The 26,222-nt window shown below is 69.9% G+C and carries 17 protein-coding genes and 1 pseudogene; 7 read left to right on the top strand and 11 right to left on the bottom strand.

The window, feature by feature from the left end; translation table 11 throughout:
• Positions 1-91: 91 nt before the first annotated feature.
• Together ACWDZ7_RS17575 and ACWDZ7_RS17570 are read left to right on the top strand one after the other, a co-directional pair.
• Positions 92-2,314, top strand: a complete 2,223-nt coding sequence (locus ACWDZ7_RS17575) for an MMPL family transporter (RefSeq protein WP_451797847.1) — start codon at positions 92-94, stop codon at positions 2,312-2,314.
• 196 nt (positions 2,315-2,510) lie between these two features.
• A complete protein-coding gene (locus ACWDZ7_RS17570; protein WP_451797846.1) occupies positions 2,511-3,254 on the top strand; it encodes a S1 family peptidase in 744 nt (247 codons plus the stop codon).
• Between the two features lie 123 nt (positions 3,255-3,377).
• On the opposite strand, the gene ACWDZ7_RS17565 is transcribed toward ACWDZ7_RS17570, so the two are convergent.
• The 3 genes from ACWDZ7_RS17565 to ACWDZ7_RS17555 form a co-directional block, all read right to left on the bottom strand.
• A complete protein-coding gene (locus ACWDZ7_RS17565) occupies positions 3,378-6,548 on the bottom strand; it encodes an amino acid adenylation domain-containing protein (RefSeq protein WP_451797845.1) in 3,171 nt (1,056 codons plus the stop codon).
• Positions 6,549-6,565: 17 nt separating this feature from the next.
• Positions 6,566-7,006 carry a pyridoxamine 5'-phosphate oxidase family protein gene (locus ACWDZ7_RS17560; protein WP_451797843.1) on the bottom strand — a complete coding sequence of 147 codons (441 nt, stop codon included), beginning with the start codon at positions 7,004-7,006 and terminating at the stop codon, positions 6,566-6,568.
• A 656-nt stretch (positions 7,007-7,662) separates the two neighbouring features.
• Positions 7,663-8,592, bottom strand: a complete 930-nt coding sequence (locus ACWDZ7_RS17555) for a TerC/Alx family metal homeostasis membrane protein (RefSeq protein ID WP_451797841.1) — start codon at positions 8,590-8,592, stop codon at positions 7,663-7,665.
• Between the two features lie 497 nt (positions 8,593-9,089).
• On the opposite strand from ACWDZ7_RS17555, the gene ACWDZ7_RS17550 reads away from it, so the two are divergent.
• Both ACWDZ7_RS17550 and ACWDZ7_RS17545 read left to right on the top strand, forming a co-directional pair.
• On the top strand, positions 9,090-10,013 hold the full coding sequence (locus ACWDZ7_RS17550; protein ID WP_451797839.1) for an alcohol dehydrogenase catalytic domain-containing protein: 924 nt from the start codon (positions 9,090-9,092) through the stop codon (positions 10,011-10,013).
• A complete protein-coding gene (locus ACWDZ7_RS17545) occupies positions 9,977-10,216 on the top strand; it encodes a hypothetical protein (protein WP_451797838.1) in 240 nt (79 codons plus the stop codon). The genes ACWDZ7_RS17550 and ACWDZ7_RS17545 overlap by 37 nt, the downstream gene beginning before the upstream one ends.
• Before the next feature lie 32 nt (positions 10,217-10,248).
• On the opposite strand, the gene ACWDZ7_RS17540 is transcribed toward ACWDZ7_RS17545, so the two are convergent.
• Positions 10,249-11,457, bottom strand: a complete 1,209-nt coding sequence (locus tag ACWDZ7_RS17540; protein WP_451797836.1) for a serine hydrolase domain-containing protein — start codon at positions 11,455-11,457, stop codon at positions 10,249-10,251.
• Between the two features lie 239 nt (positions 11,458-11,696).
• On the opposite strand from ACWDZ7_RS17540, the pseudogene ACWDZ7_RS17535 reads away from it, so the two are divergent.
• Positions 11,697-11,877 (top strand): annotated as a pseudogene (locus tag ACWDZ7_RS17535) (transcriptional regulator); the annotation flags it as partial.
• The gene (locus ACWDZ7_RS17530; RefSeq protein WP_451797835.1) at positions 11,874-12,266 is read left to right on the top strand and encodes a VOC family protein; all 393 of its coding nucleotides are present in this window, start codon (positions 11,874-11,876) and stop codon (positions 12,264-12,266) included. The pseudogene ACWDZ7_RS17535 and the gene ACWDZ7_RS17530, both read left to right, overlap by 4 nt.
• 16 nt (positions 12,267-12,282) lie before the next feature.
• On the opposite strand, the gene ACWDZ7_RS17525 is transcribed toward ACWDZ7_RS17530, so the two are convergent.
• Together ACWDZ7_RS17525 and ACWDZ7_RS17520 are read right to left on the bottom strand one after the other, a co-directional pair.
• A complete protein-coding gene (locus tag ACWDZ7_RS17525) occupies positions 12,283-12,831 on the bottom strand; it encodes a phosphatase PAP2 family protein (RefSeq protein ID WP_451797834.1) in 549 nt (182 codons plus the stop codon).
• A 50-nt stretch (positions 12,832-12,881) separates the two neighbouring features.
• Positions 12,882-13,862 carry a YihY/virulence factor BrkB family protein gene (locus ACWDZ7_RS17520; RefSeq protein ID WP_451797833.1) on the bottom strand — a complete coding sequence of 327 codons (981 nt, stop codon included), beginning with the start codon at positions 13,860-13,862 and terminating at the stop codon, positions 12,882-12,884.
• A 110-nt stretch (positions 13,863-13,972) separates the two neighbouring features.
• On the opposite strand from ACWDZ7_RS17520, the gene ACWDZ7_RS17515 reads away from it, so the two are divergent.
• Positions 13,973-14,233, top strand: a complete 261-nt coding sequence (locus ACWDZ7_RS17515; RefSeq protein ID WP_451519634.1) for a GlsB/YeaQ/YmgE family stress response membrane protein — start codon at positions 13,973-13,975, stop codon at positions 14,231-14,233.
• A gap of 84 nt (positions 14,234-14,317) precedes the next feature.
• On the opposite strand, the gene ACWDZ7_RS17510 is transcribed toward ACWDZ7_RS17515, so the two are convergent.
• The 5 genes from ACWDZ7_RS17510 to ACWDZ7_RS17490 are packed head-to-tail and all read right to left on the bottom strand — an operon-like array spanning position 14,318 to position 25,894.
• Positions 14,318-15,013 (bottom strand): formyltransferase family protein, encoded by a 696-nt coding sequence (locus ACWDZ7_RS17510; protein WP_451797831.1) that lies wholly within the window; start codon positions 15,011-15,013, stop codon positions 14,318-14,320.
• Positions 15,014-15,016: 3 nt separating this feature from the next.
• Entirely contained in the window at positions 15,017-16,267 is a 1,251-nt protein-coding gene (locus ACWDZ7_RS17505; RefSeq protein ID WP_451798099.1) for a cytochrome P450, read from the bottom strand.
• Complete coding sequence (locus ACWDZ7_RS17500) at positions 16,264-18,048, bottom strand: beta-ketoacyl synthase N-terminal-like domain-containing protein (protein WP_451797830.1); 1,785 nt, start codon at positions 18,046-18,048, stop codon at positions 16,264-16,266. The genes ACWDZ7_RS17505 and ACWDZ7_RS17500 overlap by 4 nt, the downstream gene beginning before the upstream one ends.
• Before the next feature lie 35 nt (positions 18,049-18,083).
• Positions 18,084-19,916, bottom strand: coding sequence for a non-ribosomal peptide synthetase (locus ACWDZ7_RS17495; protein ID WP_451797828.1), 1,833 nt, complete (start codon positions 19,914-19,916; stop codon positions 18,084-18,086).
• Positions 19,913-25,894 (bottom strand): acyltransferase domain-containing protein, encoded by a 5,982-nt coding sequence (locus ACWDZ7_RS17490; RefSeq protein WP_451797827.1) that lies wholly within the window; start codon positions 25,892-25,894, stop codon positions 19,913-19,915. Before ACWDZ7_RS17490 ends, ACWDZ7_RS17495 begins: the two co-directional genes overlap by 4 nt.
• Between the last annotated feature and the right edge of the window lie 328 nt (positions 25,895-26,222).

Raw genomic sequence — 26,222 nt, 5'->3', positions numbered from 1 at the left:
ATCTGACACTGCCAAATCTTCGGGGGTCTCACTAACGTCGCTCGTGCGCTTCGCGCCCCTTTCACCGTGTGGAAACCAAAGGAGATCGTGCGTGTTTGAACGCATAGCGGAGCTGGCGATTCGCCGGTCCCGGCTGGTACTTGTCGTCACCGTCGTGGTCGTGGCCCTCATGGGCACCTTGGGCGCCGGTGCTTTCGGGAAGCTGCTGGGGGGCGGTTTCGACGATCCGGCCTCCCAGTCCTCCCGGGCCAGAGATGTCATCGACGAGAAGTTCGGCGGCGAGACGAACCTGGTGCTGCTGGTCCATGCCGCCGAGGGCCGCGTCGACACCCCGGCCGCCGAACAGAGCGGCCGGACCCTTGTGTCCGACCTCAAGGAGGAGCGGCAGCTCGCGAACGTGGTCTCGTACTGGGACACGAACAGCCCCGACCTCCGCTCCAAGGACGGCCGCGAGGCCTTGGTGCTCGCCCGGGTGAAGGGGCACGACGCGCAGCGGCAGGAGAACGCCAAGAACGTCATCGACGACTACGCCGGAACATATGAGGGCGGGCTCACGGTCAAGGCCGGAGGCAGCGCCGGCGTGAGTCACGAGATGGGGCCTCAGACGGAGGAAGACCTCATTCTGGCGGAGTCCATCGCGGTGCCGCTGATCCTTCTGCTGCTCCTGGTCGTCTTCGGCACCGTGGTCTCCGCGCTGCTGCCGCTGGCCATCGCGCTCATCGCCATCGTGGGTGTCTTCGCGGAGCTGTTCCTCGTCGGCGGTGTCACCGAGGTCTCCGTCTTCGCGATCAACCTCACCACGGCGCTCGGCCTCGGTCTCGGCGTCGACTATGCCCTGTTGATGATCAGCCGGTTCCGGGAGCAGCTCGCGTCGGGGGCGAGCGTGGACGACGCCGTCCGGAAGACGATGAGCACCGCGGGCCGTACGGTCGCGTTCTCCGCGGTGACGGTGGCCGCCGCGCTCGCGGCGCTCACGGTGTTCCCGCAGTACTTCCTCCGCTCGTTCGGTTACTCCGGTGTCGGTGTCGTCGTCATCGCGGCCCTCGCCACCCTGTTCGTGATGCCGGCCCTGCTCAACGTCCTGGGGCACCGGGTCAACAGCGGGCGGCTGCCGTGGGCGAAGCCGGGGCGCTCCGGATCCGGGGCGTCGGTGTGGGGGCGGCTCGCCCGCACCGTCATGCGGCGGCCCGCGCTGACCGCGCTGCCCGTGCTCGCGGTGCTGCTGGTGGCGGCGGGCCCGCTGCTCGGCATCACCTTCGGCACGGCCGACGAACGCGTGCTGCCCGAGGGCGCGGAGAGCCACCAGGTCGCGGCGGCCCTGCGGGAGAACTTCGACGGCAACGACGCCGCGGCCCTGCACGTCGTCATCGACAGGGCCGTGGAGCGTGGCCCGTTGGCGGCGTACGCGGCCGAACTGTCCGCACTCAAGGGCGTCGTCCGCGTCGAGGCCAGTACGGGGGTCTACGCCGACGGGCGCTCCAAGGCAGCCGGCCCCGGCAACGCGGCGCTCGACCGCCCCGCCGCGCAGCAGCTCAACGTGGTGAGCGCTCTGACGCCGAAGTCGGACGCGGCCAAGGACCTGGTCGAGGAGGTCAGGACGGCCGCCCCGCCCGCCGGGACACACCCGCTGGTGGGCGGCGGCGACGCCGAACTGGTCGACTCGAACGACTCCATCGGCGACAGGCTCCCGCTCGCCGTGGGCCTGATCGCCGTCACCACCTTCCTGCTGCTCTTCCTGTTCACGGGCAGCGTCGTGCAGCCGCTGCGTGCGCTGGTCCTCAACCTGGTCAGCCTGGGAGCGACCCTCGGCGTCATGACCTGGATCTTCCAGGACGGCAATCTCTCGGGCCTGCTCGGCTTCACCCCGCAGCCGATGGAGACGTCCATGACCGTGCTGATGTTCTGCGTCGCCTTCGGACTCTCCATGGACTACGAGGTGTTCGTCACCAGCCGGATCAAGGAACTCCACGACCTGGGCGAGGACAACGAGTCCGCCGTGGCGGGCGGCCTCGGGCACACGGGACGCATCGTCAGCGCGGCGGCCGTCCTTCTCGCGGTGAGCTTCTTCGCCTTCGGTACGGCCCAGCTCAGCTTCATGCAGATGTTCGGCCTGGGCAGCGGCCTCGCCATCCTCATCGACGCCGTCGCCGTACGCGGCGTCCTCGTCCCCGCCGCGATGCGGCTGCTCGGCCGCTCGGCCTGGTACGCGCCCGGCTTCCTGCGGAAGCTCCACGGCCGGTTCGGCCTCAGTGAAGCCGGCCCGGCCCCGGAGCAGGCGCAGACCCAGGCCCAACGCCAGGGCCAAGCTGTTTGATCATGCGTCAGGTCGCAAATACAGACACCCGCGTTCAACCTCTTGCGCCGCCGTCGGCTCCTCTGCCACATTCGCCCCAGCCGAAAATGGCATGCACGCGCCAGGACAACCCGCCTTCTGTGCGCGTGCTCCCGCCGCATACCTATGCGGCCTCGTCCTGATCAAGGACGTCCATCCCCACATAATGGAGACGCACGTGCGAATATCCAGACTTGTCCCCGCACTCGCGGCCGTCGCCATGGCCGTTCTGGGACTCGCTCCCACAGCGGCGGCCCAGGCCCCGACAAGCGCGAACACATCCGCGCCCACCGTGGCGGCCGACAACGGGCCCCAGCCGATCATCGGCGGCGGCTACGCCAGTAACGCGCCCTGGGCGGCCCGGCTCTTCTCCAACGGCCGCCAGACCTGCAGCGCCACGATCATCGCCCCGACCTGGATCCTGACCGCGAAGCACTGTGTGAGCGGCGGCGGCCTCTCGTTCCGCATCGGCAGCCTCGACCAGACGTCCGGCGGCACCACGGCCAACGGCGTCAGCGTCCACAACCACGCGGGCTCGGACCTGTCCCTGGTCAGGCTCGACCGCTCCGTGTCGGCGACCTACGCGCGTCTCGGCGCCCCGGGTTCCGTGTCGGTCAACCAGACCGTGCAGGTGTACGGCTGGGGAGCGACTTCCCAGTGCGGCTCCGAGATCAACTGCCAGTCCAGGCTCCTGAAGGTCGCCAACGTCGTCGTGACCGGCGGCTGCCGCGACGCCTACCAGGGCCAGGCCATCTGCGCCCGGCGCGGCGACGGCATCACCGCGGGCGGCGACTCGGGCGGCCCGATGATGGCCAACGGCGTGCAGGTCGGCGTCGCCTCCACCAGTGACCGCCAGACCACGACCGCGTACACGAACGTGACGGCGTACCGGTCCTGGATCCAGAGCATCGCGGGCGTCTGAGAGGGCGACAGAGAGGGCGGCTGAGAGAGCTGCGAGAGAGCGCGTACTCGCCGGGTCCGGTCACCGACGAGTACGCGCGCTTCCTGTGGGGGCTGTGGTGATGGAAGGCCAGGTCCACAGAGGTCAGGTTTCGTGGTGGCCGCGGGGTGGGGGCAGATAGCCGCTGGAGCGGTAGAAGCCGAGGTAGCGGTCGAGGAGCGCGGCGTCGGTGGGTGGGCAGTGCAGTCCGGTACCGCGCAGGGCGCGGTCGATGTTGCGGCGGCCGAGGCCCGGGAAGACGCCATCGAGGTACATCTCCTTGACGCTGATGTCCGACTGGTTGCTGCGGTCGACGCAGAGGGAGACGAATGGGGCCGTCGGGCTGCTGGGGTTCTGTGCCACGTGCTTCACCAGCTCCCGCACCCATGCGACGTAGTCGAGGTCGCGGACGCGGTATCCCGCGGCGCGCATACGGGCCAGCATGTCGGTGAGGCGTGCGGGGCGGGGGTTGGTGAGGTGGTAGGTGCGGCCGTCGGCGGGTTCGTGGGTGGCCAGGTGCAGGACGGCGTCGGCGAGGTGGTCGACCGGTACGAAGTCCAGCGGGAGCGGGATGTCGGGAGCCAGGCCTGTCTCCGCGACGACCCTGAACAGCGAGCTGATCGCCGTCTCGGTGTTGCAGATGCCGGTGTGCTGCTCGCCAGTGATCTCGTACGGCCGGTAGACCGCGACGGGCAGGCCCGACGCCGCCGCCTCCTTCAGCATCCGCTCGGCCACCCACTTGCTCTCCGCGTAGCCCATGGTCAGGTGATCGGCGTGGTCGAGCGGGGTGTCCTCGTCCACGTGCCGCACCCCTGCGGTGCCGAAACCGGCGAGGACCGCGATGGTGGACAGGAAGTGCACGGGCACCCGGCGGCCCGCGGCAAGCCGCAGCACCTCGCGCGTCCCCTCGACGTTGGCCGGCCGTAAAGCGGCGTACGGGTAGAGGAAGTTGACGTGCGCGGCGCCGTGGACCACGAGGTCGACGGAGTCCGCCAGCTCCCCGAACACCTCCTCGGAGAGGCCGAGGCGCGGCCGGGTCAGATCGGCGGGGAAACAGGACAGTCGTGCTTGTTCCGGGGCCGGGGGAAGTCCGTATCGGGCGAGGTTGGCGTGCACGCGGTGGCGCGCGTGGGTCTCGTCCCGCGCTCGTACGGGGCACAGCAGGTGCGCGCCCGTGCCGCGCAGGAACCGGTCGAGGAGGAAGGCACCGACGAATCCGCTGGCGCCGGTCAGCAGCACGCGCCTGGGGCGGCGCCAGTCGGGCACGCGACCGCGCCGGGGCGGCAGCCGCAGCCCGAGCCGCGCCTCGCGGGCGAAGTCGACGGCGTGAAGGGCACGGTCGGTGGTCTGTTCGGCGCCTCCCGCCTGCGCCACCGCTCGGGCGTACGCCTCAAGGGTCGGCGCCCGCAGCAGACTGCGTACCAGGAACGTGCCGTGGGCGGCGTCCAGGTGCAGGACGCCCATCGTCCTGGTGGTCACCTCGGCGATGAGCAGGGAGTCGCCGCCCAGGTCGAAGAAGCTGTCGGTCGGCTGCGGCCGGACCCGCAGAGAACGCTCCCAGATGTCCGCCAGAGAGATGAGCAGGGCCTCTTCGACCGGCGGGCGGTCGCGGTGGGAGGCCGCAGCGTCAGGTCCGGCGTCGTCGGACACGGCGCCGTCGGCGGCGGTTCCGGCGCGGGCGGCCAGGGCCCGGCGGTCGACCTTGCCCGCGCCCGTCACGGGAAAGCGGTCCACGGCGTGGAGGTGACCGGGCACGGCGGGCGGCGGCAGCCACCGGGTCAGATACGCGCGTACGTGCGCCACCGGAACCGGCGAACCGGCACGCGCGGGCGTCACATGAGCGATGAGCCGGGCACCGGGGCCCTCGCCCAGGACGTCCACGCAGGCCTCCCCCACCGCGGGGTGCGCGCGCAGGCGTGCCTCGACCTCGTCCGGTTCCACGCGGAAGCCACGCAGTTTGACCTGCCGGTCCCGGCGGCCGAGGTACTCCAGCGATCCGTCGCCGCGCCAACGGGCCCGGTCCCCCGTGACGTACAGGCGCTCGCCCGAACCGAACGGGGCCTCGACGAAGCGCTCGGCGGTCAGCGCGGGATCGTTCCAGTAGCCGAGGGCGAGCCCGTCGCCGCCGACCAGCAGGTCGCCCTCCTCGCCGACGTCGGCGAGCGTGCCGTCGTCCCGAAGGACGTGACAGGTGGAGTTGGGAAAGGGACGGCCGATGGGAACAGCTCCTGTGCCGGGCGGGAGTTCACCCACGACGAACGCGCTGGACACGACGCTGTTCTCGGTCGGCCCGTAGAAGTTGACCAGCATGGTGTCGGGGCAGGCGGCCAGCAGCTGAGCGGCCAGCCGCGGGTCGAGCACCTCTCCGCCGGCCGAGACGAAGCGCAGCCCGCGCAGCGCCGAGGGCCGGTTGCGCACCACGTGGTGAAGCACTCCCGCGGTCAGGAACGCCACGCTCACACGCTCGCCCCGCAACAGGCGTTCCAGCGCGTCGACCGACAGCAGCGTCTCGCGCTCCGCGACGACCAGGCACGCGCCGGACAGGAGCGCCGACCAGATCTCGATGGTCGAGGCGTCGGATGCGCAGCTGTAGGCGTGCAGCACACGGTCCTCGGCCGTGGGAGGGGCGAGCCAGGGGGCGGAGGCGGCGAGGCGCATGATGCCGCGGTGCGGGACGGCGACGGGTTTGGGCCTGCCCGTGGACCCGGAGGTGAACATCACGTAGGCGCAGTCCGTCGCCGAGCGGGGTACGGTCCCGGCGGTCCTGGCCGGCCCGGGGCCCCGTCGGCTCCGGTGCCCTTCCGTGGCCGGCCCGGGCAGGACCGTGCCCACGTCGACACACGCGCCGAGGCGCCGGACGCGGCCCGTACTGCCCGGCAGGGACACGGCCACCCGGACGTCGGCGTCCTCGGCCATGGCCTGGAGGCGGGCCGGCGGCAGCTCGTCGTCCAGCGGCACGTAGGCCGCGCCGCACTTGAGCACGGCCAGGAACGCCACGAGCGCCTCGGGGCCACGGCCGCCGATGACGCCGACGTTGGTGCCGGGCCGGACGCCGGCGGCGAGCAGCCGCTCGGCGAGCAGGCCCGAGTGCCGGCTGAGGTCGCCGTAACTGAGCCCGCGGTTGCCGTGCCGGACCGCGGGTGCTCCGGGCGCCGCCGCCGCCACTTCCTCGAAGACCTCGTGGAGGCAGCGGTCCCGCGGATAGGGCGTCGCCGTGTCGTTCCACAGCGCCGACTCGTCCGGCCCGTCGGTGCGTGGTGTCGAGGCACCGGGCATGGTCGACTCCTTGGGATCTAAGGGGTGAAAGCGGCCGCGAAGGAGGAGAAGTCCGCGGTACGCCAGCGCTCCGGCCGCACGCGAATGGTCGCGTCGGTCAAGAGCTGCTCCGCGGTGGCGGCCAGATAGGCGCGGGCGGTGTCGGGGTCCAGATAGCGGTGTGCCATCGCTTCCCGTTCGCCCGCGTCCACGACGTTTTCATACGCGACGACCGGGCCTTCGACGCTGACGTATTTGTACGGTGCCGTTTCTCGTTGCACACAGATGACGAGTCGGCCTGCCGTTCGGACGAGGCCCGTCTTGGTCGAGTCCCGGCCGGTCAGGACGGTGATGTCGCCGCCGGGGCGGTAGGCGTACCAGACGGGTACGAGCAGAGGGCACCCGCCGTCGCCCGCGCTGACCCCCAGCACCCCGATGTGGACCCCGGCGAGGAATTCCTCTCGCTCCGTCGTGCTCATCGCATGAGGCATGCGTCGACAACTCCTGTTCGCTGAAAGGTGTTTCCGTGACGCCATTCGTCGAATACCCACGTCCCGCACCGGGCCAATTCACTCAAAGGGGTGCCGTGGGAGTTATTTCATCGGGTCACGGGCGTACTTTCACCGCCCCGGTGTGCTCAGAGAAGACTCGTGCGCCTCATGGCTTCCCTCGTGCCCCCTCACCACCTGGCCCCGCGGGCCGACTTGGTTTTTTGTCAGGGAGTACGCGAATGCAGACCTTTAGTGGGCGAAAACAGCCGGGCGGCGGACACGGTGACGCGGACGGCCACCATGGACCGCCACCATCACTGCCCCGGCGGCGCCGTCAGCCGTATGCCGGCCCGGGAGCGCTGTTCACGCTGTCGCGCCGTGCGGCTTCCGCTCTTCTTGCGCGCACTTGGGGCAGCTCGGATTGTGGCAGGGGCCCGACTTCCACAGGGGAACGTAAACCCCCATCGTCTTGTGCCGCGCGATCTGCGCGGACACCGGCTGCTTGCAGGCGGGGCAGACATGTCCGGCCTGCTGGGTCGTCGCACGCTCAGTTCTGGCCATACACATAGATTAAGCTAATTTGCCCTAAAATGGGATAAACATTGCACGCGCGGAGCCATCGGTGAGGTAGGACGACCCGGTGTTCACGGGCGCCGGACGCTCAGCACGACGGACACCGCGAGGACCGCGACGATGACGGCCAGGCTGACCGGCGACGGGATCTCCGGGATGCTGCCGCTGATCATCTTGTGCGATGCCTGGAGGATGAGCTTCACGGCGATGAAGGAGAGGATCAGCGCGAGACCCTTGCTCAGGTAGCGGAACCGGTCCAGCAGGCCGGCGAGCAGAAAGTACAGGGCGCGCAGTCCGAGGATGGCGAACGCGTTGCTGGTGTAGACGATGAAGGCGTCGTCGCTCACCGCGAGCACGGCGGGCACACTGTCCACGGCGAAGATCAGGTCGGCCGCCTCGACCGCGGCGACGACCGCGAGCAGCGGGGTGGCGACCCGCTTCCCGGCCTCCTTGACGAAAAACCTCATCCCGGCGTACTCGTCCCGGACGGGAATGACCTTGCGCAGCAGCCGTACGGCGATGCTCTTGCCCGGGTCGAAGCTGTCCTCTTCCTCCTTGAGGATCTTGTAGGTGCTGTAGAAGAGGACGGCCGCGAAGGCGAACAGCACCGCGGTGAACCGGCTGACGACAGCGACTCCGGCGGCCAGGAAGACGCCTCGGAACACCAGCGCGCCCATGACGCCGAAGAACAGCACGCGGTGCTGGTAGGCGCGCGGCACCTTGAAGTAGGCGAAGATCAGCGCGAAGACGAACAGGTTGTCGACCGACAGGCTCTTCTCCAGCAGCCACGCGGTCGTGTACTCCACCCCCGGCGTCACACCCAGGACCAGGAAGACGACCGCACCGAAGACCAGGGCGAGACCGACCCAGACCCCGCTCCAGGCGGCAGCTTCCTTGAAGCCGATGACGTGTGCCTCCCGGTGCGCCAGAAGATCCACGGCCAGCGCCACGACCACGGTGACGGCGAACGCGATCCACAACCAGAACGGCACATCCAGCACGGGAGCCCCCTCCCACGGACGGGGGTGAAAGCCTGCCTCTGTAAAAAGTCTGGCCCAACGGATCCCGCTTGTCGCCCGCGCCCCGCGCACGGGGATGGCGCGGCTCAGCCGTGGGTACCCGCGGCGCGTCGGCGCGCTCACCGGGACGCGCCCCGAGCGAGAAGACCAACCACCATGACCATGACCGCCGGAAAATCACTGTGGGCCGCCGCCGGACTCGCCGCCGGGGCCGCCGTCGTCGCTCGGCGTCACAAGGCGCGCCCGGCGGATCCGGCTGCACGTCGGCCGGTCCCAGATTGATCGTCACCGTCAGCCATCGGTCCGCGGCGAAAGGATCGAGACCCGGACCAGCCCCGCGCCGGGGGACCGCGGAACGGAGCTGGCCGTGCGCTTCGCGGCGCCACAGTCGAAGATCACACGCCGCCCACCCCACGGAAGACGCCCGGCGGGAAACTCGTCGGCTTGCTGAGCCGGCGCGCGGGCGGGGAGGGAGTGCTGTGAAGGCTCTCTGCTGGGAAGGCGTCAACAAGCTCGGCGTCGAGCAGGTACCCGACCCCGTCCCGCGCAACGAGCAGGACGTGATCGTACGGCTCCTCGCCGGCACCACCTGCGGCTCCGACCTGCACCTCATCGGCGGATACATCCCCTTCATGCGGTCCGGGGACGTCATCGGTCACGAGTTCCTCGGCGAGGTCGTCGAGGTGGGTGCCGGTGTGCGCCGGCACTCGGTCGGCGACCGCGTGGTGGTCTCGTCCTTCGTCGGCTGCGGCCGCTGCTGGTACTGCGCCAACGACCTGTGGTCCCTGTGCGACAACACGAACACCAACCCCGGCATCGGCCAGGCCCTCTTCGGCGCCGACACCGGCGGCATCTTCGGCTACTCGCACGCCATGGGCGGCCTGCGCGGCAGCCACGCCGAGTACGTACGCGTACCCTTCGCCGACTACGGCGCCTTCCCCGTGCCCGAGGGCATCGACGACACGAGCGCGCTGTTCGTGTCCGACTCGGTGCCGACGGGCTGGATGGGCGCCGACCTGGCGGGTGTGAAGCCCGGTGACGTGGTCGCCGTGTGGGGATGCGGGGCGGTCGGCCAGATGGCGGCGCGCGCCGCGATCCTGCTGGGCGCGGAGCGCGTGATCTCCATCGACCGGATCCCGGAGCGGCTGGGGATGACGTCGGTGCCGAGCTGCGGGAACGTACCGGTGGCCGTGGTCCCGACGTGTGCATCGAGGCGGTCGGCATGGAGGCGCACAGCGACAGCCCGGTCCACCTCTACGACCGGGCGAAGCAGCAGCTGCGGCTCCGGACGGACCGCCCCACCGCCGTCCGGCAGGCCATCCACGCCTGCCGCAAGGGCGGTTCCGTCTTCGTCCTCGGAGTGTTCGTGGGGGTCGTCGACAAGTTCCCCCTGGGCGCGGTGATCAACAAGGGTCTGACCGTACGCGGCGCCCAGCAGCACGGGCAGCGCTACATCCCGATGCTGCTGGACCGCATGGCGGCGGGCGAGCTGAGTACGTCCCATCTGGCGACCCACAGCGTCTCACTGGACGAGGCACCGCGGGCGTACGAGATGTTCAAGGAGAAGGAGGACGGCTGCGTACGCGCGGTCATCCGGCCGACGTGAGCGGCGCGCGGTCACCCGGCCGGGGTACGCGGTCACTTCGTCGCGCACAAGGCGTCGTCGATGAGCCGGTCGGTGCGGTCGTCGCGGTCATCCGCGGCGTTGCTGGTGGTCCGCATCACGATGACTCCCCTCTTGCCCTTGTCGACGAAGCCGTTGGCGTTGAGATGGCCGAGGGTGGTCCCGCCGTGGCCCCAGTAGCCGCCTCCGCAGCTGAGCCGCGTCCGGAAGACGCCGAGCCCCATTTCCTGGACCACCTTTCCGGCCTCGTCGGGGGCGGGCACCGTCTTGAACATCTGCGCCATCTGCTTCCGCTCCAGCAGCTTGCCGCCGAGGAGGCCCTGCCAGAAGCGCGTGAGGTCGTTCGAGGTGGTGATGAGGTCGCCAGCCGAGCCGCCCCACGTCATGTTCACCTCGGTGCTTTCGACCAGTCGGCCCCCCGGCTTGAACTGCTGGTACGCCTTGGCGTGCGGCTGCGGAAGGCCGGTGCGCCCGCCCGGCGAGAAGGTGTGCCTGAGGCCGAGGGGTTCGATGATCCGGGTGCGGACCTCGTCGCTCCAGTGGTGGCCCGTCGCCTTCTCGATGATCATCCCGGCCAGGATGTAACCGGTGTTGGAGTAGCTCCATCCCTCGCCGGGCTCGAAGAGGGGCCGGTTCCGCAGGGCCAGGTCGACCAGGCCCCGCGGCTCGTAGCGGTCGAAGCGGTGCTTCTGGAACTCCTCCTCGTCGGTGATGGGCAGGCTGTCGTCGTAGTCGGGCAGGCCGCTGGTGTGCTGCAGCAACTGCCGTACGGTGATCCGCCTGCCGTCGTTGCCGTTGGCCTCGACCACTCCGGGCAGCCATCGGTGGACGGTGTCGTCGAGGCGTATGCGCCCTTCGCCGACCAGTTGCAGCACCACGGTGGAGACGAAGGTCTTGGTATTGCTGCCCATGCGGAAGTAGCCCTGGCGCGGTACCGGCCGGTCGGTGCCGAGTTCGGCGGTGCCGCTTCTCACGGAGCCGCGGTGCTTTCCGTTCACCAATGTGCCCTCGGCGCCCACCACTTTGTCCTCGCGGACGATGCCGTCCAGACCTCGCTGGAGGTCCGCCCGGCCGTAACCGGCCTTGTGGGGGCCGGAGTCGGCCCACGCGGTGGAGAGCGGCATCGCCAGGGTCGCCGTGACGGCGATCGCCGTCACCGCACCCAGGGCGACTCCGCGGGCGCCCTTGGCGTCACGTGTGGTGGAGTTTCGCGGCTGCGTCATGGTGGTTGCCTCATATCACCGGAAGGCGTACGACGGTTCCCAACGGCCCTGCGGTAGCGGGGTGCTGGGGTGTCGAACGGGTGGCCGGCAGTACGCCCGCCCCAAGATCATTGACCCATGGGAGTACAGCGGCGGGCCATGGAGGCACCCACCTGACAGAAGGTACGGAGAACCCCACCATCGCCGGGGGGGGTGGAGGGCGAACGCCACGATCGGCGCCGCTGAGGTCGCCTCGACCGAAGTCCGGACAGACACTGTTCGAGATCCGCTCGCGGCTGAGCATGAAGCACCGGCTCGGGGTCTCGCGCCAGGCGGGAAGGCCGCTACAAGTTCCATGATCTGAACAGGGCCCCGCTCCGGCAGATCGCCGAGCGGTGGCTCGTGACCGACCCGCCCGACGCATCGGAGAGCACCCCATGAAGATCCATCTGACCAGCGTCTTCGTCGACGACCAGGCCAAGGCCCTGCGCTTCTACACCGAGATCCTCGGCTTCGTGAAGAAGCACGACGTCCCGGTGGGCGAGAAGGACCGGTGGCTGACCGTCGTCTCGCCCGAAGAGCCCGGCGGCGTCGAACTCCTCCTGGAGCCCGCGGCCCACCCGGCCGTCAAGCCGTACCGCGACACACTCGTCGAGGACGGCATCCCGCTCGCACAGTTCGCCGTCGAGGACGTGCACGCGCAGTACGAGCGGCTGCGCGGCCTCGGCGTCCGCTTCACCCAGGAGCCCCTGGAGATGGGCCCGGTCACCACCGCCGTCTTCGACGACACCTGCGGCAACCTGATCCAGCTCGCGACCGAGCCCCGGTAGGCGGCCGGCGGGCCCTTCACAGCCAGTGGCGCAGCAAGAGCTTGGGGGTGCTGTGGACCAGCCAGGCGCCGGCCAGCCCGATCACGGCGCCGACGGCCACGTCGGTGGGGTAGTGCGCGCCGGAGTGCACCCGCTCGACCGCGACCGCCACCGCGGGGACCGCGCAGGCAGCGCCCCAGCCGGGGCTGGTCGCGGCCACGGCGGCGGTGAAGCCGACGGCTGCCGCGGTGTGCCCGGAAGGGAACGAGGAGCTGTCCGGGCGATCCTTGACATCGTCATGAGGGATCAGCTCCTCGGGCGGCCTGCGTCGTTCGTAGAGCTGCTTGCACACCGTGTTGGAGACCAGCCCCGCGACGCCCATGCCGGCCAGTCCCGCTACCGCGGCCTTCCGTTCCCGGTAGCCGCCGGTGGCGGACATGAGCGCCGCGGCGGCCCACCACATTTTGGTGCGTTCGGCCGCCGACTCCACCGCGGGCAGTACGTGGCGCGTCAGGGGCGAGGTCCAGTGGGCCATACGGCGGGTGAGCCGCCGGTCGCCTTCTTTGAGGTCCGTCAAGCCGATCATGTGTGGCAGTTTCCCGCGCCCGCTTCTGTCATGCCTCCGTGCTGATGGATTCAGTCGAGACGGCGGCGGTCTTCTTCGGTCCATTTGGCGGTGTCGCGCGGTTCGACGTACGGCTCGTCGGTCTCGGGGTGGCCGCCCTCCATGGCCCGCTGGCGGGCCATCTCCGCGTCGAATTCCAGGCCGAGCAGGATCGCGAGGTTGGTGATCCACAGCCACACCAGGAAGACGACGACGCCGGCCAGGGCGCCGTAGGTCTTGTTGTAGGAGGCGAAGTTCGCCACGTACAACGCGAAGCCGACCGAGGCGATCATCCACAGCAGCAGCGCGAGGAAGCTGCCGGGGGTCACCCACTTGAAGCCGCGGCCCCGGGCGTTGGGCGAGGCCCAGTACAGGATCGCGATCATGATGACGACGAGCAGGACAAGGACCGGCCATTTGGCGATCGACCACACCGTCATGGCCGTGTCGCCGACCCCCAGCACCGAGCCCGCCCGCTGGGCCAGGGGGCCGGTGAACACCACGATCAGCGCGCTGACGACCGTGAGAACCATCAGGACCACCGTGAGGCCCAGGCGCAGGGGCAGCACCTTCCACGCGGGCCTGCCTTCGGGCATGTCGTAGACGGCGTTCGAGGTGCGGATGAACGCCGCGATGTAGCCGGAGGCCGACCACACGGCCAGCACCAGACCCACGACGGCCATGATCGAGCCGGTGCCGCCCTTGCCCTGCAGCTGCCGCACAGCGTCGGAGATGATCTCCCGGCCCGGGCCGGGAGCGAGTTCGCGCAGGTTGTCCATCACCCGCTGGGTGGCGGACTCGCCCGCGACACCGAGCAGGGAGACCAGCACCAGCAGAGCCGGGAAGAGGGAGAGGATGCCGTAATACGTCAGGGCCGCGGCCCGGTCGGCGAGCTCGTCGTCCTTGAACTCCTTCACTGTGCGCTTCAGCACCGCCTGCCACGACCTCTTCGGCAGGGAAGTCGGCTCATCGGGCGCGCCTTGAGGGTCAGGTGATTCCGGTGTCCGTGCCATGCCGGATGGGTAACCGATCACGCCGGGATGGAAACAGCGACGCATACGGTGCGGTCTGTAGGGCACACGGAGCTGTACGTTCTGCACAGTTTCAGACAGGAGGAGATGTCATGTCATTCCTGTGGGCCATCATCGCGGGGCTCATCATCGGTCTGCTGGCCAAGCTGGTGCTGCCAGGCCGTCAGCCCATTCCCCTGTGGATGACGGTTCTCCTGGGTATTGTCGGCGCCGTCGCCGGCAACGCGCTCGCCAGCGGCTTCGGCGTACGCGACACCGGTGGCATCGACTGGATCAGGCACATCTTCCAGATCGGCGTCGCCGCCGTCCTCATCTCTCTGGTCACCCCCTTGTGGGCCCGACGGCACGCCTGACCCCGCCCAGGGCTCATCGCTCCCCGACCCGAAGTCGGCCCGCAGGTGATCCGGACTCCCCGGATGCCTCCCGCGGGCCGACTTTCACCGTGCGTGAAGTGCCCACTTGCTGCCATCGACGGACGCCGTTCCGGGCAGCGCGATGAGTTCGGGCTTGAACAGCGGTGGCGCGCCCATCGCGGGCTCCCACGTCGCCAGCTTCTCGTCCTGCGGGACCTCGATCCGCCTGTCCTCGGCGAGGTCGCCGACCACCTTCAACAGCAGCCGCACGCCGAGCGGGGCCAGGTGGTCGCGCCACAGGCTCTGCGCGGTCGAGCCCGGGGGCACGAACAGGTGCTCCTGGGCGGCGAGCGGGCCGCCGTCGGTCCGCTCGGTGAGGTGGTAGACGCTGCCGCCCGTCACCTTGTCACCGTCGCGGATCGTCCAGCGGATCGCGTCCCGGCCGCGGTGCAGCGGCAGCAGGCTCGGGTGATAGCCGATGGTGGCGACGGCGGCCCTGGCACGCGTCCGGCGGCCGAGGAAGGCGTGCGAATGCGCGGCGACGATGATGTCCACGCCGTCCGGGACATGCATCGCGCGCAGCTCGGCCGAGTCCGTCCAGGGGATGCTCCTGGGGTAGGCCCAGGAGCGCAGGCGGTCCCAGGACAGCGCGTTGTTCTCGTCGGACTGCCCTTTGCGCAGCCGGGGTGCGGCCACACCGACGATCCGGTGCCCTTCGTCCAGCAGCGCCTCCGCGACCTGTACCGCGAATGCTCCTTGCCCTGAAATATAGATATTCATCACTCAGTCGATCTCTTTCAGTCCGGAGTGATCGGGACGGAACCGCACCGGCATCGTGGAGAACCCGGTCAGGAAGTTGGACCGGATGCGCAGCGCCTCGTCGGTCCGTTCAAAGCCGGTGGTGAAGTCCCGCAGGGCCATGAGCAGTTCGGAGATCTCCACCTTGGCCAGGTACGAGCCGACGCAGAAGTGCGGGCCGTAGCCGAAGGCCATGTGTTTGTTGGGGGTGCGGCCGAGGTCGAACTCCCCGGGCCGGTCGAAGGTGCGTTCGTCCCGGTTGCCGGAGGCGTGCCAGAGCGTGACGATCTCGCCCTGCCGCAGCCGTACGCCGTGCAGTTCGGTCTCCTTGATGGCGCTGCGCCCGAAGTGCATCGTGGGTGACGCCCAGCGCAGCACCTCGTCCACGGCGGTGTCGATCCCCACCTCACCGTGTTTGAGCCGACGCCACTGCTCGGGCCGGTCCGCGAGCGTGCCGACGCAGTCGATCATCGTGAGCCGGCTGGTCTCGTCGCCGCCGATGATCAGGCTGTAGCAGTTGAGCACGATGTCCTCGTCGGACAGCGGCACACCGTCGATGGAGCTGCCGATCAGCATGCTGATCACGTCGTCGCCCGGTGACTCGCGCCGCTCCTCGACGATGTCCATGAAGTACATCAGGATCTCGTTGCGGGCCATCTCGGAGTCGACCTCGTCGACGTCCTCGTCGACGCCTTCGCCGTCGGTCGACAGCGCGGTCTTGGTCTGCGCGAGAAGGAAGTGCCGGTCCTGTTCGGGCACGCCGAGCAGGTTCGAGATCGTGGTCATCGGAATCCGGCTGGCGATCTGTTCGGCGAAGTCGCAGCCGCCGGACCCGACCGCCTCGCGGAGCAGCTCCCGAGTGTTGGTCCGTACCGTCCGCGCGACCTCGTCGAGCACCCTCGGCGAGAGCACCCGCTGAAGGATCTTGCGCAGCTCGTGGTGCCGGTGCCCGTCGGTGACGGCCAGCATCCGGCCCGCGCCGGCGTCACCGCCGCCCAGCAGCGTGACGAGCACGTTGCCCCGCTCGGACGTGAAGTTCACGTTGTCCCGGTAGGTGGCCATGATGTCGTCGTAGCGGGAGAGCACCCAGAACCCGCGGCGGCCGTCGGCCGGAGGGTTCCAGTACACCGGGACGGTGTCCCGCAGGGTGCGCCAGAAGTCGTCGAGGTCGTGGTCGGCGAAGGTGTTCGGGTCGCCCAGGTCCACGGTGTCCAGTGCCGGTGTGCTCACGGTCACCAGTCCGTACGCCAGAACCGGCACGGCTGGAACGGATAGGTGGGCAGCGGCACCCGGTGGCTGGTCTCCCCCACGTGCAGGGAGGCGAAGTCCACCTGCCGGCCGTTCACCCAGGCGGCGGCCAGATCGGACAGCGCCTGTGGGTCCTGTCCGCAGTGCACGATCCCGTTGTCGTTGCGGTGGAAGGAGCCCACGCCCACCTGCGGCGCGTCGCCGGTCGTGACGGCCGGGCCGCGGGAGGTGTCGGCGGACAGCGCTTCGATCAGCTCCGCGCGGCTGCGGACCACGGCCGCCCACCGGCGGTCCATCACCTTGCGGCCCATGGTGAGGCTGAAGCAGATGTCGTCAAGGCGCTGGTCGGGGTTGGCGACCAGCCACTCCTTCAGCCTCGCGCGCTGACGCGCCAGCGCTTCGTCGTCCAGGGCGGAGAGCGTGGCGAGGCGCGGCCTGCCGACGGCCTCGGGGGCGCGTTCGGCGACGGCCGGCGCCTCCTCGAGAACGAGGTGCGCGTTGTAGCCACCGCCGCCGAGCGAGGTGACGCCCGCACGGCGGATGCCGGACTCCGGCTCCCAGTCCGCCGACTCCAGCTGCGGCACGAACGGGGTGCTGGGGAGGTCGAGGTCCTGGTTGACCTCCGTCAGGTTGATCGTCGCCGCGAGCTTCTTGTGGTGCAGGGCCAGTACGGTCTTCATCGCGCCGAAGCCGCCCGACACCACACCGCCGTGGCCGACGTTGCCCTTGACCCCGCCGATCGAGGTGGTGCCGGTCTGCTTGCCGAACGCCATGCTCGCCGCGTGCACCTCCAGCTCGTCGGTCATCGGCATGCCGAGACCGTTGGCCTCGTACATGGACACGGTGTCCGGGGTGACGCCGGCGACCTCCATGGCGTTGGCGATGCACGCGCTCAGCCGCTCGGGCTGGGCCAGGCCGTAGGCCATCGCGCTGACACCGTTGTTGTTGATGGCCGTGCCCTTGACGACGGCGTAGATGTGGTCGCGGTCGGCGACGGCCTGTGCCACCGGCTTCAGCAGCACCGTGACGACACCGCTGGACAGCGCGGTGCCGGTGCCGTTGGCGTCGAACGGGCGGCAGTGGCCGTCCTTGGACAGGATGCGGTTCTCTTCCCACAGATGACCGCGGGGGTGCGGCAGCCGGACCATGGCGCCACCGGCGACCGCCATGTCGGTCTGGCCGAGCAGCAGGGACTGGCAGGCGAGGTGCACCGCGTAGTGGAAGCCGGCGCAGACGGCGGCGACGGTGACGGCCTCGCCGGTCAGGCCCATGTAGTACAGCGCGTTGGACGTCATGGTGTCCGGCGACCACGCCAGGCTCGCCTCGATCGCCTCGGGGCCGACCGACACCCGGTCGGGCGGGGAGCTGTAGAGCGCGGCGGTCTGCGGGTTGTTGGCACCGTACATGCCTATCTCGGCCGTGACCCGGTCCGGGTCGTAGCCGCCGTCCTCCAGCGTCTCCCACGCGCTCTCCAGGAACAGCCGGTTCTCCGGGGTCATGGCGGCCGCCATGCGGTCGCTGATGCCGAACACCGACGGGTCGAACTTGTCGTAGGTGTCGAGGACGCCGCAGGCCCGCACGTAGAACGGGCTGTGGATCAGGGTCTCGTCGACGTGGATGTCGTCCTTGGCGAGGAACGACACGGACTCCCTGCCGTGCACGAGGTTGTCCCAGAACTGTTCCTTGGTCCTGGCGCCGGGCGCTCGGAGGGACATGCCGATGACGGCCACATCGCCCGGGTCGTAGTCCTGCTCGGGGCTTTCGGTCATGGGAAGGCTCCTGCTTCGGGTCGGGTCGGGGTGGCTCAGCCGCCGGTGGAGGTGGCGCGGCCGCGCAGCGCGGCGCGGCGGGCGTTGCCGCGCAGGCGGGCCGACTGGACCACCTCGGGGGTGGCGCCGCTCTCGTCGTCGAGCCAGCGGCCGAGGGAGGAGATGTCGCGGAAGCTGAACAGGTCGGGCACGCGGACGCGGCGGCCGAACCGCCGGGTCATCAGCCTGGCGAGCCGGACGAGGAGCAGGGAGTCGCCGCCGAGGTCGTAGAAGGCGGCCTTGACGTCGATGCCCGCCGGTTCGAGGCCGAGCAGCTGGCCCCAGATCTCCGACAGGGCCACCTCGGTCGGTGTGCCGGCGGCCGTCGCGGGCGGGCCGGTGTCGGCGGCCGGCGGCTCGGGAAGCGCGGCGCGGTCGAGCTTTCCGCCCGGCGCCAACGGCAGCGCGGTCAGGAACACGATCGTCCCCGGCACCATGTAGTCGGGCAGCTCGGTGGCGAGCTTGCCGGTGATGGTGGTCTGGAGCGCGGCGTCCCGCCGGACGCCGTCCCCGGGGTCGCCCTCGGGGTCGCTCTCGGGCACGACGTAGCCGATGAGCCTGTTGCCCCGGACGACGGCGGCGGCTTCCCGGACCTCGGGGCAGCCGGTCAGCCGGGCCTCGACCTCTTCCAGCTCGATACGGTAGCCGCGCAGCTTGACCTGGTGGTCGGTGCGACCGCCGAACCGGAGTTCGCCGTCGTCGGTGAACGTGACGACGTCACCGGTCCGGTACATGCGCTCGCCGTCCAGGAACGGGTCCGGCACGAACCGTTCGGCCGTGGTGCGCGGCCGGTTGACGTAGCCGTGGGCGAGGCCGACGCCGCCGATGTAGAGCTCACCGGGCACACCGGCCGGGAGCTGCTTCAGGTCCTCGTCGAGCACGTAGGCACGGGCGCTGACGGACGGCGTGCCGATCGAGGGCTCTTCGGTGTCGTCTTCCGGCACCAGCTTGAACGAGCAGAAGACGGTTCCCTCGGTCGGGCCGTAGGCGTTGAAGACCCGTTCGACGCTGGTCTGCTGGTACGCCCGGTCGACCAGCTTGCGCCGCAGGGGTTCGCCGCCGAACACGACCGTGCGTACGTTCGGTGGCAGGTACCCGGCGTCGAGCAGGCCGTTCATCACCGACGGGACGACGTTGAGGTGGGTGATCCTGTCTGCGTAGGGGCTCTCAGGCAGGTGGACGGCGCTCTCCACGAGCACGACGGCGCCGCCGCGGCACAGGGCGGCGAAGATCTCCATCACGGACATGTCGAAGCAGACCGAACTCGCCGCCGAGACGCCGCTCAGGTCGCAGCCTTCGAAGACCCGGTCCATCTCGGACAGCATGGCGACGCAGCCGCTGTGGTGGACGGCCACGCCCTTGGGCCGGCCGGTGGATCCCGACGTGTAGATGATGTACGCGGTGTCGCCGGGCACGATCGGCACGGGCCGCTCGCCGGGCTCGGTCGTCGCCGTCCCGTCCAGCACGACCACGGTCGGTCCCACCGGGCAGTTGGCCCGGGACGCGGGCGTGGTCAGCAGCAGGCGGGTCCCGCTGTCCCGGACCATGAAGGTCAGCCGCTCGGCCGGGTACCTCGGGTCCAGGGGTATGTAGCAGGACCCTGCGCGCAGAGTGGCCAGGATGCCGACGAGCAGGTCGGGGGTGCGCTCGACGCAGATGCCGACCGGGACACCGGGTCCCGCGCCCTCGGCGACGAGCCGTTCGGCCAGGACGCGGGACCGCTCGTTCAGGTCGCCGTAGGTGAGGACGCCGGCGTCGGAGTAGACGGCGGGCGCGTGGGGGTTCTTGACCGCTTGTTCGATGAACTCGGAGTGCAGGGTCTCGGTCACTGGTCCGTCTCCTCGGGGCGGCCGCGCCGCGCGATGTCCTTCAGTGCCAGGTCGGGGTGGGCGATCGAGTCGAAGAGCACGGTGCGGTAGAGCGCGAGCAGTCCCGTCACGGTCTGCCTCTCCAGATAGCTCGGTTTGTACTGGATGTGGCCGACGACCTCGCCGTCGATGTCGGCCATCGAGATCTCCAGGTCGAATTTGGCGAGGTGCCTGCGCACTCGCAGCGGTTCGAGCGGCAGGGCGCCGTCGGGCGCGATGGTGTCGCCGATGCCGTGGAAGAGCTTGACGGACCGGGGGAAGGCGTCCGAGGACAGCCAGTTCACCACCACGTCGAACCACGGGGAGCGGCCCTCGGCCCTCGGCGGCTTCAGCCGGGACGCCAGCAGGTCGAGGGGGTAGTTCATGTGCTCGAGGAGGCCGAGCGAGAAGGAGTGGACCTCGCTCAGCAGGTCCCGGAAGCCGCGGTCACCGGTGGGTTTGGCTCGCACCAGCACCGTGTTCAGGTAATACCCGATGGCGGATTCCCAGCCGGGTTCGGCGCGTTGGGCGATGGCGGTGGCCAGCACGGAGTCCTGGACTCCGGCAGCGCGGTTGAGCGTGGCGAAGAAGCCGGCCAGCACGACGGTGCTGATCGACACGCCTTCGCGTACCGCGAACTCCCTGAGCAGGCGGGTCTCTTCGGCGCTCCAGCGGAACGTGAGGTCGCGGCCTTCGTAGGTGACGCCCGGGGGTCGCTCCTTGGTGGACAGGTCGAGATGGGCGGGCGGGTCGGCCAGCTTCCGCGACCACCAGTCCAGTGCCGCGTCGGCCGCCGGTCCTGCCAGCCACTGCCGCTCCCACTCGACGAACTCGGTGTAGGGCGCGACCGGTTCGCTGTCGGCGGGGTCGGCGCCCTCGTAGAACTCCTGGAGCTCGCGGATCATCACGTCGGCCGATGCCGCGTCCGACGCGATGTGGTGCACGAGCACCAGCAGGTAGTGGTCAGCGGGCCCACGAGTCATCAGCACCACGCGCACCAGCGGCCCGTTGTCCAGGTCCAGCGGCAGGTGCCCGTACTCGGCCAGGTCCTCGCGGGCCTGTTCGTCGTCCAGGTCCGTGCTGTCCACGACCAGGAACTCGTACACCGGTTCGTCCAGGATGACCTGGTACGGGCTGCCGCCTGCCTCGACGAAGAGCGTACGAAGGGCGGGGTGCCGCTCCATGACAGCCTGTACGGCGCGGTCGAGCGCCTGCTCGTCGACCGCGGTCCGGATCCGGGCGGCCACCATGAAGTTGTAGGGCACGGCGTCCGGTGAGACCTGCTGCATGAACCAGAGCGAGGCCTGGCCGTGCGAGGCCGGTGCCAGTCGGAGACCGAGGCCGTCGGCGCGCAGCTGGTCCAGCGCCGGCGCGTCGGTGGCTTCCAGCAGCCCGCGCATGGCCAGTTCGTCCACCAGCTCCTCGGCGTCCAGCTCGGAGAGGCCGTCGAGGAAGGTCCGGGTCGGCTCGGCTTCCGGCCGGCCGCCGACGGCCTCGACGATATGGGCGACGACCTCGGATATGGTCCGGCCGTCCAGGAACACCACCGGCGACACCCGCTGCCCGTACAGGGACTGCAACCTGTTGACGAGGCGGATCGCCAGCATCGAGTCGAGGCCGAAGTCCCGCAGGGTGGCGCCTTCGTCGAACTTGCTCGCCGCCACGCCCAGCGCGTCGGCGATCTCGCCGAGGACGACTTCCTCCAGCGGCCTGTCCGCCACGGTCTCGACGGCGGGCTGGGCCACGATCGCGGCCACGGACTCGGCCACGGGCTCAGTGACGGTCTGGGCGACCGGAGCCGACGACGACGCGACCTGGGGACGTGGCGTGGTGTCCAGCCAGTAGCGGTCCTTCTGCCACTGCACGAGCGGGGTTTCCACGACCTCGACGTCATCGGCGAACAACGAGTCGAAGGTCAGCGGGAGGCCCCTGACGTACAACGACGCGGCGGCCCCCAGCAGGCAGCGGACGTCACTCTCGTCGCGCCGCAGGGAGTTGATCGCGTGCACCTGGGCCCCACGGGTCAGCGCGATCTCCTCGACCGCGCCACGCAATGTCTCGTGCGGGCCGATCTCGATGAACGTGCCGACGCCGTCGTCGACCAAGGCACCGATCGTCTCGGCGAACCGGACCTGGTTGCGCAGGTTGTGCACCCAGTAGTCGGCGTCGGCGACCGGGTTGACCGTGTCGGCCAGTGCCGTGGAGCGGAACGGGATGGTGTTCGTCAGTGGGATGATGCCGTCGATGAGTTCGCGCAGCGGCTGGATCAGCGGATCCATGCCGGGACTGTGCACCGGCCTTTCGACGCGAATCCTCCGGGTCGAGATCCCCTCCCGCCGCAGGTCGGCCTCCAGGGCGTCGACGGCTTCAGGCGAGCCGGAGACGGCCGCGCTGGTGGGGCTGTTGACCACGGCGACGGCCGCGTGCTCGGCGTACGGGGCGAGCCTCGGCAGCAGCTCCTCCTCCGGCAGGTCCACGGAGATCATGGCGCCCGGGGCCGCCACGCGTTCGAGCAGGTGCGACCGGGCGACCACGACGCGGGCGGCGTCCTCCAGCGACAGCGCACCGGCGACGCACGCGGCCGCGACCTCACCGAGGCTGTGCCCGACGACGGCGGTCGGCTGGATGCCGAGTCCGAGCCAGACCTTCGCCAGCGAGACCTGCAAGGCGAAGAGAACAGGCTGCTGGAAGTCCATTTCCTCGAACCTGGCCCGGTCGGCCGGGGCGGCGAGCTCGTCGAGCACCGAGCAGCCGCCTGCCGCGCGCACGGCGGCGTCGCAGGCGTTCATCCACGTACGGAATCCGGCGTGCGAGCGCATGAGTTCGCGGCCCATGCCGACCCACTGGGTTCCGCCGCCGGAGAAGACCAGCGCGACCCGCCGGTCGCTGTTGCCTGCGACCGTTCCCGTGACGACATCGGGGTGCGGCTGACCGGCGGCGACCCGGGCGAGTCCGTCCAGGACGTCCTGGCGGTTGCGGGCGAACAGCGCTATCCGCTGGTTGTGGTGGGTACGCCTGGTCGCGAGCGTGTAGGCGAGGTCGGAGACCCGTAGGCCCGCGTCGCGTTCGACGTGGTTGGACAGCTCACGGCAGGTGTCGGCCAGCGCGTCCGCCGTGCGCGCCGTGACGGGTACGAGCTGCACCTGTTCGTCGGCCGCGACGTCGCCCTGGACCGGCGCGACGTGTCGTCCCCGGTCGCCCGCGGTGAACGGGCCGGGAGTGACGGTAAGGCCCGCGGTGTACAGCGCGCCGAGCGAGCCGAGCAGGGTCGAGGCTTCGTCGGCGCCACGCCGGAGCGAGGGCAGGGTGGTCGCCGGCAGGATCTCCGACACGGACTTGAGCAGTACGGGGTGCGGGCTCAGCTCGATCACGGCGTCGATGTCGTGGTCGCGCAGGGTTGTCAGGGCGTCGACCACCCGGATCTCCTGGCGCAGGTTGTTCGCCCAGTAGTCCGGCCCCAGCTCCGCGCCGTCGACGAGTTCGCCGGTGACCGTGGAGATCATCGGGATGCGTGTGGTGCGGGGCTTGATGTCGGCGAGTTCGACCTTCAGCGGGGCGAGTACGTGGTCGACCAGCGGCGAGTGCGGTGCGTGGCCCATCCGTACGCGATGGCTGGTGAGGCCCTCCTCGGTCAGCCGCTGGACGAGTCCGTCGATCTCCTGCGGCGTACCGGTGACCAGTGTGGAGTTCAGGCCGTTGTGACCGGCGACCGTGAGCCGGCCGGTCAGATACTGCTTGACGACGTCCGCACCGGTCATGACCACGATGCCGTCGCCGCGTCCGACGGCCAGCTGCTGGAGGAGCCGACCGTGGTGGGCGGCGAGCAGGGAGGCGTCCTCGAAGTCGAGCGCACCGGCGATGTGGGAGGCGGCGAACTCGCCGACGCTCTGTCCGGTGACGACGTCCGGCTCCACCCCCAGCGAGCGCCAGGTGTCGGCCAGAGCCACCTGTAGGGAGAACAGCAGCGGCTGGAACACGTCCATGTCGTCGATGCGGCCGTCGGGCGACAGCATCTGATCGACGAGTGAGAAGCCGAGCAGTTCCCGCATCCGCTTGTCGGACTTCATCATGGACCGTCGGAACACGGGATGGCCGGCGAGCAGCTGCCTGCCCATGCCCACCCACTGCGAACCGTTGCCCGAGAACAGGAACGCCACCCGCGGCTTGCGTCCGGTGATCTCCCCGACGCTCAGTCCGTCGGCGGTGGCGCCGGCGGTGAAGGCGTCGAGGTACGCCCTGAGCTGGGTCATGTCGCGGGCGGCGGCCGCGAGCCGGAAGGTGCCGTCGCCGGGCGTCCGACCGCAGACGGCCCGCAGGTCGTTCTCGTCGCGCAGCGCCGAGGCCCGCTCGGCCAGCTCCTCCTTGGAGTCCGCGGCCAGCAGGAGGAGCGAGCTCTCGGGGCGCGGCAGCTCCTCGACGGCGACGTGGCAGATCGCGCCGCCGAAGCCGAACGAGCTGACGCCTCCCCGGCGCGCGTCGGACCGTCGCGGCCACGGCGTCAGCCGGTCCTGGACGGTGAGGTTGTACTCGTCGAACATGATCTGCGGGTTCGGGGCGGTGTAGTGCAGGCTCGGCGGCAGCACGCCGTTGCGGATCGACAGGGCGAGTTTGACGAGGCCGACGATGCCGGCTGCCGCCTCCAGATGTCCGACGTTGGACTTGACGGAACCGAGCCGCAGGGGCTCCGTGCGGTCGCCGCCCAGGACGGCGCCGATGGCATTGGCCTCGATCGGGTCGCCGAGGGGTGTCGCGGAGCCGTGGCACTCGATGTAGTCCACGAGGGACGGTGCGATGCCTGCCCGCCGGTACGCGTTGCGGAGCATCAGCTCCTGCGCCTGGGGGTTGGGCGCGGTCATGCCGTTGCTCAGACCGTCGTTGTTGGAAGAGCTGCCCTTGATCACGCAGTACACGGGCAGATCGCGTTCGAGGGCCACGCTCAGCGGGGCGAGCACGACGACTCCGGCGCCCTCACCACGTACGTATCCGTCGGCCCGGGCGTCGAACGACTTGCAGCGGCCGTCCGGGGCGAGCGCGCCCATCGCGTCCATGGCGGTGTAGTAGTCGGAGACGAAGCTCAGGTTCACGCCACCGGCCAGCACCAGCTCGCTCTCGCCCATCCAGATCGACTGGCAGCCCACGTGCACGGAGACCAGCGATCCGGCGCAGGCGGCGTCGATGGCCATGCTCGGGCCCTGGAGGCCGAGGATGTAGGAGACGCGGTTGGCGATGATGCCGTCGTGCATGCCGGTCGCGGTGTGCGGGGTGATCTGGCTGTCGGGGCCGCGGTAGTGCGCCAGCGCGGCGTAGTCGCCCCAGCAGGAGGCCATGAACACGCCGGTGTCGCTGCCGACGAGGCTGTGGGGCGCGACGCCCGCGTCCTCCAGCGCCTCCCAGGCCAGCTCCAGTACGAGGCGCTGCTGCGGGTCCATCTGGACGGCTTCGCGGGGTGAGATGCCGAAGAACAGCGGATCGAACCGGTCGATGCCGTCGATGAACCCGCCCCAGCGCGCCTTGTCGCCGATGAGTTCGCGCCGCGCGGCCGGCACCGGGCCGACGGCGTCGCCGCCCTCGGTCAGCAGCCGCCAGAACGTGGACGGGTCGGGTCCGCCGGGGAAGCGGCAGCCGATGCCCACGATCGCGATGGGCTCGTGCGACGCGACACGGCGATCGCTGCTCGGGGCCGCGGCCGCGGTCCCCGCGGTACGCGGACCGTCGACGAGCGCACGGGACAGCTCGTCGAGGGTCGGGTACTGCCACATCCAGGTGACCGGAACTCTCCAGCCGAGGAATTCGGACAGCGAGGCGGCGAGAGTCGACAACTTCAGCGAATCCAGGCCGTACTGGTGCATCGGCGCCCAGCGATCCACCGCGTCCTTGGACGTGTCCATCAGCTCAGCAACGCGAGACAGCAGAAAATCCGTTACGTCATGCGAATCTCGTGCTGCGTGCTCTTGGGGCATTTCGGCTCCTCGGCGGGGCGTACGGAAAATACCGGTAAGGCATGCGGCCGACTGATCGAGGGCTCGGAAACTTTGTCAGCCATGCAATAGCAGCGGCATTGAGGCGGCTGGGGAAATGGGGATGGCTCATGACACGGAAAATTCGCTTCGACGTGTCGAGCGCCGCGGTGGAGCCCAGACGTGAGGAAGTCCCGTCAGTGGTAAAGGGTTCCGCGATATGACTCAGGAAGGCATGACTGTGGAGAGACTCGTACCTGCACCGCGACCCGACCCCCGTTAAGTCGTTCTGGCTGCGTCAGATCGGGATCTGCTCAGGATCTCGCCCGAC

This window comes from Streptomyces sp. NPDC003032 (genome assembly GCF_053591415.1).
This window is presented reverse-complemented; position numbering and strand designations above follow the sequence as displayed.